This is a genomic window from Flavobacterium psychrophilum DSM 3660 = ATCC 49418 (assembly GCF_002217405.1).
GTDB lineage: Bacteria > Bacteroidota > Bacteroidia > Flavobacteriales > Flavobacteriaceae > Flavobacterium > Flavobacterium psychrophilum.
On record NZ_MUHE01000023.1, the window covers coordinates 56,335 to 73,660 of the forward strand.

Below are 17,326 nucleotides of genomic sequence, written 5' to 3' on the forward strand. Positions count from 1 at the left end.
ATCAAGTTAAAAATTTGATTCGAAATTAAAAAAGTAAAAATAATTTTCGAATCTTAATTTTTTTTGATTAATATTGGAATAGAATTTGTAACCATTTAAAAAAATAAACTGAATTGTTTTTAAAATAATGAAAAAAGGTAAAAGCATAGAATTGAGTTGGGAAGAAACTCAAAAATTAATTACATTGGCAAATGAGGAAAGAAATCCTTTCGAAATCATCAAGAAAGAACTTGGCATAGAAGAAAAACAAGTTCTTGAAATTATGAAAAAAAAGTTGCCAGCAGACAAATTTGAAATTTGGAAAAAGAAAGCCAATGCAGGCAAACCAAAGCCAAAACAAATTAAAATCGATGAGTTTGATGATGACTTAGATGGCAAATATTATATAAAAAATAAATTTGATTAACTAAAAAATGCTGTTTTATAACAGCATTTTTTATTGTGCCAATTTTACCAAAGCGCTTCTTTGCAAAATTGTAATCTTTTTACCTATAATATGAATCAAATTATCTTTATTAAATTCAGACAATAATCTTATACAACTCTCTGTGGCAGTTCCTACCATACCAGCAAGTTCTTCCCTCGATAGCTGAATGCGCAAACTTTGGTCTTCGTTTTTCCCAAAAGTATCCTCTAGATATAATAGTATTTCTGCCAAGCGCTCTTTTACTGTTTTTTGAGCCATAGAAACCATGTGCTCATCGGCATCTTTTAGATCTGTACAAATATTTTTCATGACATCCATAGAGAAATCATTATTGTGATTAAAAAACCCAAGTATTTCAGCTTTCGGAATAAAACAAACCTCCATATCCTCTAGGGCTACAGCACTTAAATTTGCAACCTCATCGCTAATCATAGATCGTTGCCCGAGTAATTCGCCTGGTTTTACCAATTTTACAATTTGGTCTTTCCCATTAGAACTTAATTTAGAAAGCTTGCAAACACCGTCTTTAATGCAAAAAATCCCATTTACAGTTTCTCCCTCTTCAAAAACAGGCGCTCCTTTTTTTATCACATAGGAAGTCTTACTATCTGCCATACGCAAAAGTTCTGCTTTATTAAGTGTTTTTAGAGAACTAAACTGTCTAACAATGCATTGCTCACATTTACTCATCGAATTAACATTTAATTGTTTTACAAATTTACAAATTTATATGACAAATATCATATTTTAAATACATATACTACATGACCTTTGTTATAGGTAAAATGAGTAAAGTATATGGACACACAAAACTGTTTCCATTGTGGGTTAGATATTATAAAAGAAGAAGAAATTTTGTTTGACGGCAAGAACTTTTGTTGCAATGGTTGCAAAACCGTGTACGAAATTTTTAGCCTAAACGATATGACTTGCTATTATGATTTCGAGAAATCCCCTGGAGCAACCCCGCAAGAAATAAAAGGAAAATATGATTTTTTAGACAATGAAACTATTGTTACAAAACTTCTGGAATTTCAAGAACGGTCTACAGCGATAGTTTCTCTAAACATTCCTCACATTCATTGCAGTTCGTGCATTTGGATTTTAGAGAACTTGCAACGTTTGCAAAAAGGAATTAACACCTCGCAAGTTAATTTTCCTGAAAAAAAAGTTAGAATAACGTACAATCCTGAAATTGTTTCTCTTAAAACTATTGTGCTTTTATTAAGTTCTATTGGCTATGAACCTTACATTAGCTTAGAAAATTATGAAACTGGTAAAAACAATATCGACAGAAGTTTAACCTATAAACTGGGGGTTGCTTTCTTCTGCTTCGGAAACATTATGTTGCTCTCCTTTCCTGAATATTTTGAAGTTACGGAATATTGGCTAGATCAATACCGTGGTTTTTTTCGTTGGTTAATATTTGCGCTATCACTACCCAGTTTTTTATACTCAGCAAGTGGTTATTATATCTCAGCATATAAAAGTGTAAAATCTGGAATGCTAAATATAGATATTCCAATAGCGTTAGGAATTATCATATTCTTTATCAGAAGTACATTTGATATTGTGATGAACTATGGCTCTGGTTTTTTCGATAGTTTGACAGGATTGGTCTTTTTTATGCTTCTTGGCAAGATGTTTCAAATAAAAACTTATAGTTTTTTGAGTTTCGAAAGAGATTTTAAATCTTATTTTCCCATTGCAATTACTAAAATAAACACCGATACTCCTGACCAAAGTATTCCTATTTATGACATTCAAAAAGGAGATAGATTGCTCATAAGAAACCAAGAATTAATTCCCGTTGATGGCATTTTAATTTCAACACAAGCATCGATAGATTATAGTTTTGTTACAGGCGAGGCCATTCCTATAACAAAGCATTCTGGAGACAAAGTATTTGCTGGCGGAAAGCAAATAGGAAAAGCCATTGAAATGGAAGTCTTACACTCTGTATCCCAAAGTTATTTAACACAATTATGGAGCAACGATATTTTTCAGAAAAATGTAGCACAAAAACACAAAACAATTACCGATAAAATTAGCCACTATTTTACGCCAATTCTTTTATTAATTGCTTTTGCAGGTTTTACTTATTGGATTTTTATCGATGCAAATATAGCCTTCAATGTTTTTACTTCGGTTTTAATTGTTGCTTGCCCTTGCGCACTAGCCTTGACCGCACCATTTACCTTTGGAAATATTTTGCGAATCTTAGGCAAAAAGAAATTTTATCTCAAAAACGCATTGGTTATCGAACAATTAGCCAAAGTAGACACTATTGTTTTCGACAAAACCGGAACAATTACTACCAACAAAAAATCGAATATTTCTTACCAAGGAACCCCTCTTTCTAACCAACAATTAGTTTTAATAAAAAATACCCTTAAAGCATCAAACCATCCTTTAAGCAGATTATTATATGACTTTTTGCCAGAAGCCGAAAAAATAAAAATTAACCATTTTGAAGAAATTACTGGCAAAGGAATTCAAGCACAAAGTAATGCTTTTGAAATTAAAATTGGCTCTGCTTTGTTTGTAATTGGCATTCAAGAGAATAGCATTCAACAAACAGCAGTTCATATAAAAATAGATACTACTTATTACGGAAAATACATTTTCAATAATGAGTATCGAGAAGGATTGTCAGCACTTTTCGAAAACTTAAGCATCAATTATCAAATTAAAATATTGTCTGGTGATAACGAAGGCGAAAGAAAAACTTTAACCAACCTTTTACCCAAAGGAACCGAGCTTGTTTTTAACCAGAAACCAGAACAGAAATTAGAATTTATAAAAACTTTGCAAGAAAACGGTAAAAACGTAATGATGGTTGGAGACGGATTAAACGATGCTGGAGCATTAGCACAAAGCAATGTTGGTATTTCAATTTCAGAAAATGTAAACGTATTTTCTCCTGCCTGTGATGCAATATTAGATGCTACTCAATTTGAAAAACTAAACTATTTCTTAAAGCTTTCAAAAAAAGCGATTTTAACCATAAAAATGAGTTTTGCACTTTCACTATTATACAATCTCGTAGGATTATCGTTTGCGCTATCTGGAAATTTATCTCCCCTAGTAGCCGCCATCATTATGCCGTTAAGCACTATAACTATTGTAAGTTTTGTTACGTTGATGAGTAATTTTTATAGTAAAAATTTAAAATAAAAATATACAAAAGCATGACAAATGTCATGTTATTAAAGAATCCGCAATAGTAACTTTGTTAACACAAATTTAAGGTATGAGTGTCATTTATTTATTAATATCTATTAGTATCCTAGTCGCAATTGGTTTTTTTGCAGCTTTTATAAGAGCCGTAAAAACAGGTCAGTATGACGATGATTATACGCCATCGGTCAGAATGCTTTTTGACGATGAGCTCATACCTAAAAAAGAAATAAGACCTAAAACAAAAGCCAAAAATGAAACTAAAAAATAAACGACTCGAAGTAATGCAGTTTCTAGAGCAGAAAATAGATACCTATGTAGATAATTATCTAATTCCTATCGAGAAAATCTGGCAACCGTCTGATTTTTTACCAGACTCCCAAAGCGATACCTTTCTTGATGAAATAAAAGAATTACAAGAAATCGCAAAGGATTTACCTTATGATTTTTGGGTTGCCTTAGTTGGTGATACTATCACTGAAGAAGCTTTACCTACTTATGAATCTTGGCTAATGGATGTTGAGGGAGTTGATAATTTAGAAAGAAATGGTTGGTCGAAATGGATCAGACAATGGACAGGTGAAGAAAACAGACACGGAGATGTTTTAAACAAATATCTCTATTTATCTGGACGAGTAAACATGAAAGAAGTCGAAATTACGACACACCATCTTATAAATGATGGTTTCGATATAGGAACTGGTCGTGACCCTTATAAAAACTTTGTATATACTAGTTTTCAGGAATTAGCAACTTATGTGTCGCATAATAATGTATCGCAAATTGCAAAATCATACGGAGACACTCGAGTAACCAAATTATGCAAAATTATTGCAGGAGACGAAATGCGCCATCACTTAGCTTATAGCGAATTTGTAAATCAAATTTTTAAAGTAGATCCTAGCGAAATGATGCTCGCTTTCTTGTACATGATGAAGCAAAAAATTACAATGCCAGCTCATTTCTTAAGAGAATCTGGTCAGAAAATAAGTGCTGCTTTCGATCATTTTTCGGATTCAACACAAAGAATTGGCGTATATACAACGACCGATTATGTAGAAATAATGCAAAAATTAATCTCGAAATGGCAAATAGACAAAATTACAGGTCTTACTCAAGAAGCCGAAAAAGCAAGAGATTACTTAATGAAATTACCCGCTAGAATGATGAAAATATCTGAACGATTGGTTATTCCTGAAGAACAATTCAAATTCAAATGGGTAATCCCTTCAAAATAATTTCTTAAATATTTATAGCAGACAATTTTCAATTTATAATAATTATTAAAACACAATTTATGGAAATGCAACAATTTTATTACGATAACAAAATTGTAAAAAAATTCCTCTATGCAACAATACTTTTTGGAGTCGTTGGAATGCTCGTAGGACTTTTATTAGCAACTCTTTTCTTATTTCCTAATCTTACCGAAGGCATCTCGTGGCTAAGTTTTGGAAGATTAAGACCACTACATACTAATGCCGTAATTTTTGCATTTGTAGGAAATGCTTTTTTTGCGGGAATGTATTATTCGATGCAACGACTATTAAAAACAAGAATGTATAGTGATTTTTTGAGTAACCTGCACTTTTGGGGATGGCAATTAATTATTGTTGCAGCAGCAATTAGCCTTCCTTTAGGCTACAGCACATCTAAAGAATATGCCGAACTTGAATGGCCCATAGATATTGCAATTACATTAATTTGGGTAGTAATGGGTATCAATATGATAGGTAGTATGATAAAAAGAAGAGAGCGCCATTTGTATGTTGCTATTTGGTTTTATCTAGCCACTTTTGTAACAGTTGCCGTTTTACATATTTTTAACAGTTTAGAATTACCTGTTTCTGCCATGAAAAGCTATTCTGTATATGCAGGGGTACAAGATGCCTTAGTACAATGGTGGTATGGTCATAATGCAGTAGCCTTTTTCCTAACAACACCTTTCTTAGGATTAATGTATTATTTCGTGCCAAAAGCAGCAAATAGACCTGTTTATTCTTACAGATTATCTATCGTGCACTTCTGGTCATTAATCTTCATCTATATATGGGCAGGCCCTCATCATTTATTATATTCTGCCTTACCTAATTGGGCTCAGAATTTAGGGGTAGTTTTCTCTATAATGCTAATCGCTCCGTCTTGGGGAGGTATGATAAATGGACTTCTAACCCTTCGTGGTGCTTGGGACAAAGTACGAACAGAACCCGTTTTGAAATTCTTTGTAGTAGCCATTACTGGTTACGGAATGGCTACTTTTGAAGGCCCTATGCTATCATTAAAAAATGTAAACGCCATAGCGCATTTTACAGATTGGATTATTGCCCACGTTCACGTAGGAGCGTTAGCCTGGAACGGATTTATAGCATTTGGTATGATTTATTGGTTAATTCCAAGAATGACTAAAGGCAATTTATATTCTACCAAATTAGCAAATTTTCACTTTTGGATTGGAACCCTAGGGATCATACTATACACACTTCCTATGTATGTAGCCGGTTTTGTACAAGCTTCTATGTGGAAAGAATTTAACCCAGACGGAATTTTAAAATACGGTAATTTTCTTGAAACCGTAAATGCCATTATGCCAATGTATTGGATGAGAGCCGTAGGTGGTTCACTGTATCTAGTTGGAATGCTTGTTTTAGTATATAATATTATCCAAACCATAAGAGCAAATCCTTCTATTGAAGACGAATTGGCTGAAGCTCCAGAATTAGTAAAAATTAGTTCAGGTAGAGTAAAAGGAGAAAAATTTCACCCTTGGTTAGAAAGAAAACCAATACAACTAACCATTTTAGCAACAATAGCTATATTAATAGGAGGGGTTATTCAAATTGTACCTACAATCATGGTAAAATCTAACATACCAACTATTGCCAGCGTAAAACCTTATACCCCACTAGAACTACAAGGACGTGATTTATACATCAGAGAAGGCTGTGTAGGTTGCCATTCGCAATCTGTAAGACCTTTTAGAAGTGAAGTAGAACGCTACGGACCCCAATCTAAAGCAGGAGAATTTGTTTACGACCACCCATTTTTATGGGGATCTAAACGTACAGGTCCAGATTTATTAAGAGTGGGAGCAAAATACAATGACAACTGGCATTTTAACCACTTTTGGAGTCCTCAAAGTATTTCAGCGGGTTCGATAATGCCAAGTTACAAATGGCTGTTCGACAACCAAGCTATGGATATTTCGTTAACACAAAATAAAATGAAAGCCATGGTAGCACTAGGAGTTCCCTATACAGATTATGAAGTTGCCAATGCCGAAAAAACATTAAGAATACAAGCATTAAAAATCGAAGAAAATCTAAAATCTGATCCAGACTTCGTAAAAAGCTACGCACAAAGCAAGAAAAAAGCCGCAGCAAAAGGAGAAAAATTTGTACCAATGAATGAACGAGAAATTGTTGCCCTAATTGCTTACATACAAAGACTTGGAACTGATATTAAAGTAAAAAACAAATAGTAATCTTACCTCATAAAACATAAAGTTTACCAACATTATGAATAACTGACAGAAAGAAATTTAAAACTAAAAAAAAATGTTCGAACAAATAAAACACAATATGGAAACCATCAATGGTGTAGCCATATACCCAATTCTTTCTCTATTAATATTTTTTATTTTTTTCTTAGGATTAGGCATCTGGGTATTTTCATATAAAAAAGAAACAATAGAAGAATTAAGTAATATCCCTTTCGGAAACGAAAATTCAAATGACTTTATAAACTAATTAAATATGAAAAAGTATTTTCCAGTATATGTAAGAGTTCCCGTTATTTTCTTTGCCTTTTTTGGCTTAATAGAATATTGTATAGACTCTGGCGATAAACCCGCATTTATAAAATACCCCGTAATTTCACTTATTTTATTACTTTTTATTTTTTTAGAAATTGCCATAGAATTAATCTTGAAAGCCACAGATACAATTCTAGACACCTTACTAACAGAAGAACAACGTAAGCAAAAAGAAATAGACGAAAACCGCTCCTTTATTGAAACCGATTTCTATAAAAATTGGATACAAAGGCTTACCAAAACAGAACCTATAGAAAACGAAGGACAGTTATTACTTGATCATGATTACGATGGCATCAAGGAATTAGACAATAATTTGCCACCATGGTGGGTATATTTATTTTATGGTTGTATTGCTTTTGCCGCAATTTATCTCGTTCGATTTGAAATGATGGATGGCGACAATCAAGAAACCGAACTTAGAAAAGAAATGGCGCAAGCTAAAATTGATGTAGAGCAGTACATGAAAACCGCTCCAGATATGACCGACGAAAAAACAGTTACCGTACTCACTAAACCAGAAGAGTTAGCCGAAGGAAAAACAATATTTACAACTAATTGTATTGCTTGCCACAGAGCAGATGGAGGAGGAAATATAGGCCCAAACTTAACTGACGAACATTGGATTTTAGGTGGCGGAATAAAAAATGTATTTCATACCATTACAAATGGTGGTCGTGACGGAAAAGGTATGATTGCTTGGTCTAAAAATGGACTAAAACCAAAAGAAATTCAAAAAGTAGCTAGTTATGTTTTATCCCTTCAAGGTAGTAATCCTAAAGACGGTAAAGCACCCGACGGAGACATTTGGGTAAATCCAAGTGCCGAAAAAACTGCAACTGCAAATCCACCAGAGAGTTTACCCCTAAAAAAATAAAAAAATGTCAAAAAAACTTGACGAAACTTTCAGAGACAGCATAGGGACTATTGATGACCAAGGGCACAGAAAATTTATTTTCCCCAAAAAACCATCTGGAAAACTTTATGAATACAGAAAATGGGTTAGTTATTTTTTGTTAATCATATTAGTTGCCAACCCCTTTTTAAAGGTTAACGGTAACCAGTTCATGATGTTTAATGTCTTAGAACGTCGTTTTAACATTTTTGGATTCCCGTTTTGGCCACAAGACTTCTATTTATTTGTCTTGTTCATGATTGTTGGAGTCGTATTTGTAATTTTATTTACAGTAATTTTTGGTCGGATATTTTGCGGTTGGATTTGCCCTCAAACTATCTTTTTGGAAATGGTTTTTCGCCGAATAGAATATTGGATAGAAGGAGATCGTGGTGCACAAATTAGATTGTCTAAACAAGAATGGAATCCCGAAAAAATAAGAAAAAAAGCACTTAAATGGACAATATTCTTAGTCATTTCTTTCTTTATTGCCAATGTATTTCTAGCTTACCTTATTAGTAGCGACGAACTGTTTAAAATGATTAAAGAAGGCCCAGAAAACCATGTTAGTACCCTAATTTCATTACTTATTTTTACAGGTGTTTTTTACTTTGTCTTTGCTTGGTTTAGAGAACAAGTTTGCATAATTGCGTGTCCGTACGGGAGATTACAAGGTGTGCTTTTAGACAACAAATCGATAAATGTAGCCTATGATTTTGTTCGCGGTGAAAAAGAAATTGGTCGAGCAAAATTTAATAAAAAAGAAGAACGAGAAACCACCGGAAAAGGAGATTGTATAGATTGTTTTCAATGTGTAAATGTTTGCCCAACTGGTATCGATATTCGAAACGGAACGCAATTAGAATGTATCAATTGTACTGCCTGCATAGATGAATGTGATAGCATTATGAAAAGTATTGGCTTACCTAAAGGATTAATTAGATATGCATCTGAAGATGAAATAGAGAAAAAAGCTAAGTTTAAGTTTAGCAACAGAATGAAAGGGTACACGGCTGTTTTAGCAATCTTAATAGGAATTTTAACAGGTTTACTTTTTTTAAGAAATGAAGTAGAAACTGTTATTTTAAGACTACCCGGACAGTTATACGAACATAAAGGAGATAATATTAGTAATATTTTTACTTTTAAAATCATCAATAAAACCAATGATGATTTTAATGATATTCATTTCAAATTACACAACATAAAAGGAACAATAAAAGTAGTTGGAAAACAATCTTTTAAAGTAAAAAAACAAGCCATCAATAAAGGCACATTATTTGTAGAAATTAATCAATTTTTACTAGAAAATGATAAAACAAAAATTGAGGTTGAAGTTTACAATGGAAATAAAAAAATTGAAACCACAACAACTAGTTTTTTAAGTCCTAGAAGTTTTGATTAATTATTAAAAAAATAAAAAAAATGAAAATTAATTGGGGAACAGGAATTGTCATTGCCTTTGCTTTGTTTATATCCTTTATTTTATATTTTGTTTTCAAAGTACAATCGAATGCAAAATACGATAACGAATTAGTCGTAGAGGAATACTACAAGCATGATGCAAAGTTTGGAGATGAAATGATTAGGGCCGAGAATGCGCAAGATTTGAAACTAAAACCTATAATAACAGTTGCAGCAGAGGCAATATCAATTGTATTTCCGAATACATTTATTCCAAAAAAAATTAAAGGAAAAGTGTCCTTATATAGACCGTCTAACAAAAAATTAGATTTCGAAATTCCAATTTCGTTAACTAATACTACTTTACTCATACCTAAAAAAAGTCTGGTAGGCGGTCGTTGGGACATTAATATGGAATGGCAATATGACGGAAAATCATATTTAACAAAAGAAATTGTTTATATTAAATAGTAGAAAGTTATGAGGTCATAAAGTCGAAATTTTAAAAACATTAAAAGTTTTGGCTTTATAACCTTAGGCTTTATGACATTAAGACTAAAACATGCTTTACACCGCTTTTATATTTGGGCTAATTAGCAGTTTACATTGCATTGGTATGTGTGGTCCCATTGCAATGATGTTGCCTGTAGATAGAGATAATCCCGCAAAAAAAATTACCCAAATAATAACTTACCACTTAGGAAGATTGTCTGCTTATGGGACTATAGGATTAATTTTTGGTATGTTGGGAAAAGGCTTTTTTTTAGCTGGATTTCAACAGCATTTATCAATATTTATTGGTTTTTCGATGATTCTGATTATTCTAATACCAGAAAAGGTCTTTATGAAATATAATTTTTCGAAACCAATTTTTATATTAATATCTAAAATAAAAAGTACTTTAGGAAGTCAGTTTAGAAACAAAAGTTATAAATCATTATTCACAATAGGTTTGCTTAATGGCTTTTTGCCCTGTGGTATGGTTTACGTTGCATTATTTGGGGCCATTGCGATGCAAAGTGCTGGTTTTGGTGTTTTGTATATGATTTTGTTCGGATTGGGAACAGTACCTATGATGAGTAGCGTAACGTATCTGAATGGATTTTTAACAATTTCAATTCGAAATAAAATTAAAAAAGCAATTCCTTATACTGCCGTATTTATTGGATTTTTATTTATTCTTAGAGGCTTAGGTTTAGGAATTCCTTATATATCGCCAAATAACATGAGTTTATTTATACAAGCAACACCTAATTGTCACAATTAACAAAAATAACAAATAATTTAACTAACATGGAAAAACACAATTTATTAAACGAATTCCCTGAATATCAGGAAAAAATTTATCATTTAAAAACCGAAAATAATCATTTCAAAAAGTTAATCTCTGAATATGATGAAATCGAACATCAAATTCATCGAATAAATATAGGGGAAGAGGTTATGATTGATGAGGCTTTTAAAGAACTCAAATTAAAAATGATTCATATTAAAGATGAAATTTTTAATATGCTAAAAGCTTAAATTTTAAAAAATCACGTTTTGAAACGTGATTTTTTTTTAAACTGTCATCGAAAACAATGCTGTTTCTGGTGCTTTTCGTTTTAATCGTAAATCGAATGCCATACAAATATTGCGTACATAGGGTTTTCCTGCTTCGGTAACTTCGATTGTATTTTCATTAATAATTAAAAAACCGTCTTTTTCCATTTCTACTAACTGTAATAATACTTCTGGGAGTTCTTCAAAATAATCAGATTTATTTTGCCAAGATGTTTTAAATTGGCACATCAAATTTAGTATATGCTTTCTAATAATTAAATCTTCATTAGTAAGAAAATGCCCTCTCAAAATAGGCAATTTATCTGATTCTAGCCTCTGGTAATAGGTTTCTATATCTTTAACATTTTGAGCAAAACTATACCAACTATCGCTTATAGAGGACACTCCCAACCCTATCATTAGTTGTGTTTTTGATGCGCTATACCCCATAAAGTTACGATGTAATTTTCCGTTTTCGAAAGCAGCATATAAGCCATCGGTTTTTAGGGCAAAATGGTCCATTCCTATTTCGTGGTAACCATTTTTATACAAAGATTGTTTGCCTACTTCATACAACTTTCTTTTTGCATCATCTTTAGGAACATCCTCGTCTTTAAACCCACGTTGCCCGTTGCCTTTTATCCAGGGTACGTGCGCATAACTGTAAAATGCCAATCGATCTGGTAGTAATGATTTTGTTTTTTCAATAGTATCTACAACATCATCGAGTTCCTGAAAAGGTAAGCCAAAAATTAAATCGTGTCCTATAGAAGTGTAGCCAATTTCTCGTGCCCATAACGTTACTTTTGCCACATTTTGAAATGGTTGAACTCTATGTATTGCTTTTTGAACTTTGTCTGAATAATCCTGAACTCCAAAACTAACCCTTCTAAATCCTAAATCATATAATATTTGTAGATGTTCTTTTGTTGTATTGTTTGGATGCCCTTCGAAACTAAACTCGTAATTTTCAGCTTTACTAGCATGACAAAAAATACCGTTTATTAAACTTTCTAAATTTTCTGCAGAAAAAAAAGTAGGTGTTCCGCCTCCTAAATGAATTTCCTTTATAATTGGTTTTGGTTCTAATATTTTACAATAAAATGACCACTCTTTTAGAACGGCTTCTATATAGGTTTTCTCGACGGTATGATTTTTAGTGATTCGCTTATTACAACCGCAAAAGGTACATAAACTTTCGCAAAATGGTAAATGTATATACAAACTAATTCCTTCTAATTTGTTGCTTTCTGCAAATGATTTTTTTAGCGTATTTATCCAAATTTGGTAAGAGAAATCATTTTCATCCCAATACGGCACGGTAGGATAACTGGTGTATCGCGGACCTGGAACGTTATATTTTTGAACTAAAGAAATTGACATGAATATAATTTAATGCCAAAAATATAATATCAAAAAATTAAAGAAAATGATAATTATCATGTTATCAAAATAGATTCAGATCCTAACCGTAATAAGGCGTGATATGGTTACATAAAAAAAGCTGTTCAAAACGAACAGCTTTTTTTTATATAAAATTAAAAATAATTTATGCTTTTCCAGCAGCAATTAAGTTTAATGCAGAACCAGCTACAAACCAGCCAATTTGGCTATCATTGTAAGTATGGTTTGCTAAAATAATATCTTTTGTACCATCAGCATGAACAAATTCTAAGGTTAATGGTTTTCCTGGAGCAAAATCAACTAAATCTGTAAAATTAATTGTATCGTCTTCTTGAATTTTGTCATAATCTGCTTCGTTAGCAAATGTAAGCCCTAACATACCTTGCTTTTTTAAATTTGTTTCGTGAATACGAGCAAATGATTTAACCAAAACTGCTTTTACACCAAGAAAACGAGGTTCCATAGCGGCATGTTCACGAGAAGATCCTTCTCCATAATTTTGATCACCCACAACAACTGAAGAAATTCCTGCCGCTTTATAAGCTCTTGCAACAGCAGGAACGGTGTCATAATCTTCTGTTAACTGATTTTTTACTTTATTAGCTTCTTTATTGAAAGCATTTTCAGCACCAATTAACATATTGTTTGAAATATTATCTAAGTGACCACGGAAACGCAACCAAGGCCCAGCCATAGAAATATGGTCGGTGGTACATTTTCCGAAAGCTTTTATTAACAATTTGGCACCTGTAATATTTTTTCCGTCCCAAGCAGCAAATGGTGCTAGTAATTGCAAACGATCTGATGTTTCAGAAACTGCAACTTGTACGCCCGAGCCATCTTCTGCTGGAGCTTGAAAACCTGCATCCTCTACATCAAAACCTTTAGAAGGTAATTCGTCTCCTTTTGGAGGCAATAATTTTACCATTTCCCCTTTATCATTTAATAATGTATCGGTTAATGGATTAAAATCTAAACGTCCCGAAATAGCTAATGCAGCAACCATTTCTGGTGAAGTTACAAAAGCGTGTGTGTTTGGGTTACCGTCTGCTCTTTTAGAAAAGTTACGGTTAAATGAGTGAACGATTGTGTTTTTTTCTCCTTTGTCTGCTCCTGCTCTATCCCATTGTCCTATACATGGTCCGCAAGCATTTGTAAATACTTTGGTTCCCATTTTTTCGAAAGTAGCAATGATCCCATCTCTTTCAATTGTGTATCGAATTTGTTCTGAACCTGGATTAATCCCGAATTCTGCTTTTGGAGAAATTCCGTGAGCCACTGCTTGTTCTACAATAGAAGCTGCACGTGACATATCTTCGTAAGAAGAGTTAGTACAAGAACCTATTAGTCCCCATTCTACTTTTATTGGCCAACCATTTGCAGCTGCTTCTTCTTTCATTTTAGAAACAGGTGTTCCTCTATCTGGTGTAAAAGGTCCGTTAATATATGGTTCTAATTCAGATAAATTAATTTCTATAACTTGGTCGAAATATTCGTTAGGATTTGCGTAAACGGCTGCATCTCCAGTTAAATAATCGGCAACTTTATCGGCAGCATTTACCACATCTTGACGACCGGTTGCTGCAAGATACCTTCTCATCGAGTCATCGTAACCAAAGGTTGAAGTGGTTGCTCCAATTTCGGCACCCATGTTGCAAATTGTTCCTTTTCCTGTACAAGACATATTAATAGCGCCTTCGCCAAAATATTCTACAACAGCACCTGTTCCTCCTTTTACGGTAAGAATATCAGCCACTCTTAGTATTACATCTTTTGGAGATGACCAACCGCTAAGTTTTCCTGTAAGTTTTACTCCAATTAGTTTAGGGAATTTTAATTCCCAAGACATTCCAGACATTACATCTACCGCATCAGCACCACCAACTCCTATAGCGAGCATTCCTAAACCACCAGCATTTACTGTGTGAGAATCTGTACCAATCATCATTCCTCCTGGGAATGCATAATTCTCTAAAACAATTTGGTGAATGATTCCTGATCCTGGTTTCCAAAAACCAATTCCGTATTTATTTGAAACCGAAGATAGAAAATCGAAAACTTCTTTAGATTGCGAATTGGCAAAAGCTAAATCTGTTTTCGCTCCTTCTTTTGCTTGAATTAAGTGATCACAATGCACCGTTGTAGGCACAGCAACCTTGCTTTTTCCTGCATGCATAAATTGCAATAATGCCATTTGTGCTGTTGCATCTTGACACGCTACTCTATCCGGAGCAAAATCTACATAATCTTTTCCTCTTGCAAAAACACTAGATGGTGTTCCGTCCCAAAGGTGAGCATATAGAATTTTTTCTGTTAATGTAAGCGGACGACCTACTAACTCACGTGCTTTATCAACACGAGAAGCCATATTTGCGTACATTTTTTCAATCATTTCAATATCAAAAGCCATAATTTCTATGTTTATTCGGTTTATTGTTTAACTCCGTATTTGTGATGCGAATTTACAAAAAATGATGCATTATTAAAAAAATTTAAAGGAATTATATTAATCGATTGCAATATTTTACGAAAAACTATTTTTTTGCATTTATATTATCATCTAAAACTAATTTTATAGCTGTAATATTAAACAATTCGTAAAAAGAAGAAAAACACAAAGATTCATATTTACAAATTCTTATGCGGTGCCTATTGGGTACCATTTAATTTGTTTGCTACAACATACAATCATAGATTACGCCTTTGTATCATTAATTTTTCTGGAATTACAAACGCACCATTTGTTATTTCGAGAAGAAGGAATGTGTCGAGTTTTATAACGTTTGCAATATAAAGCCTGACCCCATGATATGCCTAAAATAAGATTCAAAAAAGGCTATTTATTGTGTTTTTAAAGATAAAATGATATTAGATAATAAATTTTATGCTAATTTCTATAATCAGAAACAGTTAAAATAGCTCCGTTTGGATAATTTTCTAATGTGTCGATTTTAAAAATTTCTTGACCAATAGTTTCAATATTTATTAAAGAATTAGATTCTTTCAAGTCGATAAATCGCTGTATATCGATAAAATTTTCTAGGGAACTTTTACGAATTTGAAATTGCATATCAGTATCTACAACCCCTGGATAAATAGCTATTATTTTTGTCCTGTTTTTAATAGTTTCTTGTTCGACTGCAACTGCCTTTGTCATCATATCGATAGCCGCTTTAGAAGCACAATATAATGACCAGCCATAATATGGTTTTACGGCAGCACCAGATGAAATATTGATTATTTTTTTAGAGCAATTCCAATTTTGAGTTTCTTTAAGAAAGATAGACGTTAGCAAGAACGGTGTTATTGTATTGACTTGTATTGCGTTTTGAATATCTGAAGAAGAATTATTTTCTAATCTTCCTATTTTGCCTAAAGTTCCTGCATTGTTTATAAAGATTATTCTTTTTATAGTATTTTCATCAATAGTATTTAATATTTGAGAAAAAGTGTTTTCTAAATCTTCAGTTTTACTTAAATCTAAAATAATTTGCCTCACTTCTTTATACTCGAGCGATAGGTTTAATGTTCGTGCGATAGATATGATTTGATAATCATTATTTTTATAAGCCCAAACTATACCGCTGCCAATGCCTTTATTTCCACCTGTGATTATTAGAATTTTTTTCATTTAACGATAATCCTTAAAACAACTTTTCAATAATCATTTCTTCAGTAATTCCTTCTGCATCTGCTTTGTAATTCTTAATAATCCTGTGGCGTAAAATCCCTGTTGCAACAGCCTGTATATCTTCAATATCTGGAGAAAATTTTCCGTTTAGTGCGGCATTAGCTTTTGCGGCTAATATTAAATTTTGCGACGCTCTTGGCCCTGCACCCCAATCTAAATAATTTTTTACAAATTCATTAGATAATGAATTATCTGGTCGGGTTTTTGAAACTAAAGTTACAGCATATTCTATCACATTATCAGCCACTGGAATACGACGTATTAGTTGCTGAAAATCGATTATTTCTTGTGCTGTAAATAGCGGATTTATTTTCACATTCAAATTAGCAGTCGTACTTTTTACAACTTGCACCTCTTCTGCAAACGAAGGATAATCTAATTTTATGGCAAACATAAAACGGTCTAATTGCGCTTCTGGCAAAGGATAAGTTCCTTCTTGCTCGATTGGGTTTTGTGTTGCTAACACAAAAAACGGCAAGTTTAGTTTGTGTTGTTCTCCAGCAATAGTAACAGATTTTTCTTGCATGGCTTCAAGAAGTGCTGCTTGTGTTTTAGGTGGCGTTCTATTTATCTCGTCTGCAAGGATTATATTAGAAAATATTGGTCCTTTTAGGAATTTAAAACTCCTGTTTTCGTCTAGAATTTCACTCCCTAAAATATCCGAAGGCATTAAATCTGGAGTAAACTGTATGCGTTTAAAATCTAACCCCAAAGCCTGCGCAATGGTGTTTACCATTAGTGTTTTTGCTAACCCCGGAACACCTACCAACAGTGCATGTCCGCCAGCAAAAATACTCAACACGATTTGGTTTACAACTTCGTCCTGACCTACAATTATTTTAGCGATTTCTTGTTTGAGTTCTTTTTGTTTTTGAACTAGATTTTGAATAGCAGCAACATCAGACATATTAATTATAAATTATAAATTGTGAATTACGAAAGTAATAATTAATTACGAATTAAAAATTACGA

16 protein-coding genes are annotated in these 17,326 nt (G+C 32.8%); 11 read left to right on the plus strand and 5 right to left on the minus strand.

Going from position 1 to position 17,326, the window contains the following annotated elements; all coding sequences use genetic code 11:
- Positions 1-127: 127 nt before the first annotated feature.
- Positions 128-406 (plus strand): DUF2805 domain-containing protein, encoded by a 279-nt coding sequence (locus tag B0A57_RS06880; RefSeq protein ID WP_011963289.1) that lies wholly within the window; start codon positions 128-130, stop codon positions 404-406.
- 30 nt (positions 407-436) lie between these two features.
- On the opposite strand, the gene B0A57_RS06885 is transcribed toward B0A57_RS06880, so the two are convergent.
- Positions 437-1,117 carry a Crp/Fnr family transcriptional regulator gene (locus B0A57_RS06885; protein WP_011963290.1) on the minus strand — a complete coding sequence of 227 codons (681 nt, stop codon included), beginning with the start codon at positions 1,115-1,117 and terminating at the stop codon, positions 437-439.
- Between the two features lie 108 nt (positions 1,118-1,225).
- On the opposite strand from B0A57_RS06885, the gene B0A57_RS06890 reads away from it, so the two are divergent.
- The 10 genes from B0A57_RS06890 to B0A57_RS06935 all read left to right on the plus strand — a co-directional run bounded on the left by B0A57_RS06890 (position 1,226) and on the right by B0A57_RS06935 (position 11,241).
- A complete protein-coding gene (locus B0A57_RS06890) occupies positions 1,226-3,604 on the plus strand; it encodes a heavy metal translocating P-type ATPase metal-binding domain-containing protein (RefSeq protein WP_011963291.1) in 2,379 nt (792 codons plus the stop codon).
- Positions 3,605-3,680: 76 nt separating this feature from the next.
- Positions 3,681-3,878 (plus strand): cbb3-type cytochrome oxidase assembly protein CcoS, encoded by a 198-nt coding sequence (gene ccoS / locus B0A57_RS06895; RefSeq protein ID WP_011963292.1) that lies wholly within the window; start codon positions 3,681-3,683, stop codon positions 3,876-3,878.
- Entirely contained in the window at positions 3,862-4,845 is a 984-nt protein-coding gene (locus B0A57_RS06900; RefSeq protein WP_034097508.1) for an acyl-ACP desaturase, read from the plus strand. Before ccoS ends, B0A57_RS06900 begins: the two co-directional genes overlap by 17 nt.
- 59 nt (positions 4,846-4,904) lie before the next feature.
- Complete coding sequence (gene ccoN / locus B0A57_RS06905; RefSeq protein WP_011963294.1) at positions 4,905-7,085, plus strand: cytochrome-c oxidase, cbb3-type subunit I; 2,181 nt, start codon at positions 4,905-4,907, stop codon at positions 7,083-7,085.
- Positions 7,086-7,161: 76 nt separating this feature from the next.
- On the plus strand, positions 7,162-7,353 hold the full coding sequence (locus B0A57_RS06910) for a cbb3-type cytochrome c oxidase subunit 3 (RefSeq protein ID WP_011963295.1): 192 nt from the start codon (positions 7,162-7,164) through the stop codon (positions 7,351-7,353).
- A gap of 6 nt (positions 7,354-7,359) precedes the next feature.
- Positions 7,360-8,295 carry a cbb3-type cytochrome c oxidase N-terminal domain-containing protein gene (locus tag B0A57_RS06915; RefSeq protein WP_011963296.1) on the plus strand — a complete coding sequence of 312 codons (936 nt, stop codon included), beginning with the start codon at positions 7,360-7,362 and terminating at the stop codon, positions 8,293-8,295.
- A 4-nt stretch (positions 8,296-8,299) separates the two neighbouring features.
- Positions 8,300-9,718, plus strand: a complete 1,419-nt coding sequence (ccoG, locus tag B0A57_RS06920) for a cytochrome c oxidase accessory protein CcoG (protein WP_011963297.1) — start codon at positions 8,300-8,302, stop codon at positions 9,716-9,718.
- 20 nt (positions 9,719-9,738) lie between these two features.
- Positions 9,739-10,188: a FixH family protein gene (locus B0A57_RS06925; RefSeq protein WP_034097503.1), complete on the plus strand. Its 450-nt coding sequence runs from the start codon at positions 9,739-9,741 to the stop codon at positions 10,186-10,188.
- Positions 10,189-10,279: 91 nt separating this feature from the next.
- Entirely contained in the window at positions 10,280-10,984 is a 705-nt protein-coding gene (locus tag B0A57_RS06930) for a sulfite exporter TauE/SafE family protein (RefSeq protein WP_011963299.1), read from the plus strand.
- Positions 10,972-11,241, plus strand: coding sequence for a YdcH family protein (locus B0A57_RS06935; protein ID WP_227029063.1), 270 nt, complete (start codon positions 10,972-10,974; stop codon positions 11,239-11,241). Before B0A57_RS06930 ends, B0A57_RS06935 begins: the two co-directional genes overlap by 13 nt.
- Positions 11,242-11,277: 36 nt before the next feature.
- On the opposite strand, the gene hemN is transcribed toward B0A57_RS06935, so the two are convergent.
- The 4 genes from hemN to B0A57_RS06955 all read right to left on the minus strand — a co-directional run bounded on the left by hemN (position 11,278) and on the right by B0A57_RS06955 (position 17,261).
- Positions 11,278-12,642: an oxygen-independent coproporphyrinogen III oxidase gene (hemN, locus tag B0A57_RS06940; RefSeq protein WP_034097501.1), complete on the minus strand. Its 1,365-nt coding sequence runs from the start codon at positions 12,640-12,642 to the stop codon at positions 11,278-11,280.
- Between the two features lie 166 nt (positions 12,643-12,808).
- Positions 12,809-15,073: an aconitate hydratase gene (locus B0A57_RS06945; RefSeq protein ID WP_011963302.1), complete on the minus strand. Its 2,265-nt coding sequence runs from the start codon at positions 15,071-15,073 to the stop codon at positions 12,809-12,811.
- 477 nt (positions 15,074-15,550) lie between these two features.
- A complete protein-coding gene (locus tag B0A57_RS06950; RefSeq protein WP_052079082.1) occupies positions 15,551-16,294 on the minus strand; it encodes an SDR family NAD(P)-dependent oxidoreductase in 744 nt (247 codons plus the stop codon).
- Positions 16,295-16,307: 13 nt separating this feature from the next.
- Entirely contained in the window at positions 16,308-17,261 is a 954-nt protein-coding gene (locus B0A57_RS06955; RefSeq protein WP_034097497.1) for an AAA family ATPase, read from the minus strand.
- Between the last annotated feature and the right edge of the window lie 65 nt (positions 17,262-17,326).

Excerpts from the sequence above, each read along its gene's own strand:
- B0A57_RS06880 (WP_011963289.1), top strand. The coding sequence starts at position 128 with ATGAAAAAAGGTAAAAGCATAGAATTGAGTTGGGAAGAAACTCAAAAA.
- B0A57_RS06885 (WP_011963290.1), bottom strand. The coding sequence starts at position 1,117 with ATGAGTAAATGTGAGCAATGCATTGTTAGACAGTTTAGTTCTCTAAAA.
- B0A57_RS06890 (WP_011963291.1), top strand. The coding sequence starts at position 1,226 with ATGGACACACAAAACTGTTTCCATTGTGGGTTAGATATTATAAAAGAA.
- ccoS (WP_011963292.1), top strand. The coding sequence starts at position 3,681 with ATGAGTGTCATTTATTTATTAATATCTATTAGTATCCTAGTCGCAATT.
- B0A57_RS06900 (WP_034097508.1), top strand. The coding sequence starts at position 3,862 with ATGAAACTAAAAAATAAACGACTCGAAGTAATGCAGTTTCTAGAGCAG.
- ccoN (WP_011963294.1), top strand. The coding sequence starts at position 4,905 with ATGGAAATGCAACAATTTTATTACGATAACAAAATTGTAAAAAAATTC.
- B0A57_RS06910 (WP_011963295.1), top strand. The coding sequence starts at position 7,162 with ATGTTCGAACAAATAAAACACAATATGGAAACCATCAATGGTGTAGCC.
- B0A57_RS06915 (WP_011963296.1), top strand. The coding sequence starts at position 7,360 with ATGAAAAAGTATTTTCCAGTATATGTAAGAGTTCCCGTTATTTTCTTT.
- ccoG (WP_011963297.1), top strand. The coding sequence starts at position 8,300 with ATGTCAAAAAAACTTGACGAAACTTTCAGAGACAGCATAGGGACTATT.
- B0A57_RS06925 (WP_034097503.1), top strand. The coding sequence starts at position 9,739 with ATGAAAATTAATTGGGGAACAGGAATTGTCATTGCCTTTGCTTTGTTT.
- B0A57_RS06930 (WP_011963299.1), top strand. The coding sequence starts at position 10,280 with ATGCTTTACACCGCTTTTATATTTGGGCTAATTAGCAGTTTACATTGC.
- hemN (WP_034097501.1), bottom strand. The coding sequence starts at position 12,642 with ATGTCAATTTCTTTAGTTCAAAAATATAACGTTCCAGGTCCGCGATAC.
- B0A57_RS06945 (WP_011963302.1), bottom strand. The coding sequence starts at position 15,073 with ATGGCTTTTGATATTGAAATGATTGAAAAAATGTACGCAAATATGGCT.
- B0A57_RS06950 (WP_052079082.1), bottom strand. The coding sequence starts at position 16,294 with ATGAAAAAAATTCTAATAATCACAGGTGGAAATAAAGGCATTGGCAGC.
- B0A57_RS06955 (WP_034097497.1), bottom strand. The coding sequence starts at position 17,261 with ATGTCTGATGTTGCTGCTATTCAAAATCTAGTTCAAAAACAAAAAGAA.